This window comes from Paraburkholderia sp. Ac-20342 (genome assembly GCF_017104985.1).
Lineage (GTDB): Bacteria > Pseudomonadota > Gammaproteobacteria > Burkholderiales > Burkholderiaceae > Paraburkholderia.
Genome location: NZ_JAAGPQ010000202.1, coordinates 1 through 2,191, shown reverse-complemented (window position 1 = coordinate 2,191; position 2,191 = coordinate 1). Strand labels below are relative to the sequence as shown.

Annotated in this window: 2 protein-coding genes; both read left to right on the top strand. The window is 62.5% G+C overall.

Annotated elements, in window-relative coordinates; translation table 11 throughout:
* The first annotated feature begins 47 nt into the window (after window positions 1-47).
* Entirely contained in the window at window positions 48-1,574 is a 1,527-nt protein-coding gene (gene istA / locus G3N58_RS33735; protein ID WP_206001356.1) for an IS21 family transposase, read from the top strand.
* The coding region (gene istB, locus G3N58_RS33730; protein WP_206001355.1) for an IS21-like element helper ATPase IstB at window positions 1,564-2,191 on the top strand (628 nt) is incomplete at its 3' end. The genes istA and istB, both read left to right, overlap by 11 nt.

Sequence of the window (2,191 nt, the reverse complement as noted above, 5' to 3'; positions counted from 1 at the left end):
GACCCACGTAGAACACTGACCTGCTCGGCAACGGGCGGGGGAACGGAGTGATCGACGTGGCTATATTGAGCATCATCCGACGCTGGCACTTTCGCGATCATGTCTCGTTGCGCGAGATTGCCAAACGACTGGGCGTGTCGAGAAACACGGTCAGGCGTTACATACGGGCTGGCACGGTCCTGCCGGCCTATCCCGAACGCCACAGCCCCAGCAAACTCGATGGGTTCGCTGCGAAGCTCGCAGGCTGGCTCAAGACGGAGGCAAACCGGCCCCGCAAACAGCGCAGAACCCTGAAGCAAATCCACGCAGACCTGTGCGCACTGGGTTTCACCGGCTCTTACGACCGTGTCGCGGCGTTTGCCCGGCGCTGGCGACAGGAACAGCACGAGCAGGCCAGGACGACCGGACGCGGAACCTTCGTTCCGCTCCGGTTTGCCGCCGGCGAAGCGTTCCAGTTCGACTGGAGCGAGGACTGGGCCATCATCAATGGCGAGCGCACCAAGCTGCAGGTCGCGCAGCTCAAGCTCAGTCACAGCCGTGCCTTCTTCCTGCGTGCCTATCTCCTGCAGACCCATGAGATGCTGTTCGACGCGCATCATCACGCGTTCGTCGCCTGGGGCGGCATTCCACGCCGCGGCATCTACGACAACATGAAGACCGCCGTCGACAGGGTACGTCCCGGCAAGGTGCGCGAGGTCAACGCGCGGTTCAGCGCGATGGTGAGCCACTACCTGTTTGACGCCGAGTTCTGCAACGTCGCCTCCGGCTGGGAGAAGGGGCAGATCGAGAAGAACGTCCAGGACAGCCGTCACCGGCTCTGGCAGAAGGTGCCGGCGTTCGGTTCGCTGGCCGCGTTAAACGACTGGCTGGCTGACCAGTGCGTGCTGCTATGGCAGCAGACGCGGCACCCGGAGCAGGACATGACGATCTGGGACGCGTGGTCTGCCGAGCGGCCACACCTGATGCCGGTCGGCCAGCCATTCGATGGCTTCGTCGAACACACCAAACGCGTCTCGCCAACCTGCCTCGTGAACTTCGAGCGCAACCGCTACAGCGTGCCGGCGTCGTTCGCCAACCGCCCCATCAGCTTGCGCGTCTACGCCGCAAAGCTCGTGTTCGTTGCCGAAGGTCAGGTGATTGCTGAGCACGAGCGGTGTATCAACCGCAGCCACGACCATGGCGAGACCATCTACGACTGGCGTCACTATCTGGCAGTCCTGCAGCGCAAACCCGGAGCGCTTCGCAATGGCGCACCCTTCGCCGAGTTTCCGGCCGGATTCCGCAAGCTGCAGGGCGTGTTGCTGAAGCGTCCCGGCGGCGATCGGGAGATGGTCGAGATTCTGGCGCTGGTCCTGTTGCACGACGAACAGATGGTGCTCGCAGCCGTCGAGCTCGCGTTCGAAGCCGGCGCACCCAACAAGCAGACGGTGCTGAACATCCTGAGCCGGCTGCTCGACAGCCCGCCTGTGCCGCCGCTGCAGACGCCGCAGGCCTTTGCACTGACCGTTGAACCGCAAGCCAACGTCGGCCGCTACGACCGACTAAGGGGTCGGGAGGACAACCATGCAGCCTGACGTCATGATGCAGATGCTCAAGTCGCTCAAGCTGCACGGTATGGCTCAGGCGTTAGGCGAGCTCGCCGCGCAGGACTCACCGGCCTACAAGTCGGCTTCTCTGGTGCTGGCAGGATTGCTCAAGGCGGAAATCGCAGAGCGCGAGGTGCGTTCCCTCGCGTATCAGATGAAGGCGGCACGCTTCCCGGCGTATCGCGACATCGGCGGCTTTGACTTCAGTTGCAGCGACGCCAATGAAGCGCTGGTGCGCCAGTTGTACCAGTGCGAATTTATCGACTCGGCACACAACATCGTTCTGGTGGGTGGACCCGGTACGGGAAAGACGCATCTGGCAACTGCAATCGGTGTGCAGGCTCTCGAACATCATCGTCGTCGCGTGCGCTTCTTCTCCACCATCGAACTGGTCAATGCGCTCGAACAGGAGAAGCTCGTGGGCAAGCCCGGACAACTCGCAACGCGACTCGTGTACGCCGATCTCGTGGTGCTCGACGAACTCGGCTATCTGCCGTTCAGCCAGACCGGCGGTGCGCTGCTGTTTCATCTGCTCAGCAAGCTCTACGAACGAACCAGTGTCATCATCACCACCAATCTGAGCTTCGCAGAATGGGCCAGTGTGT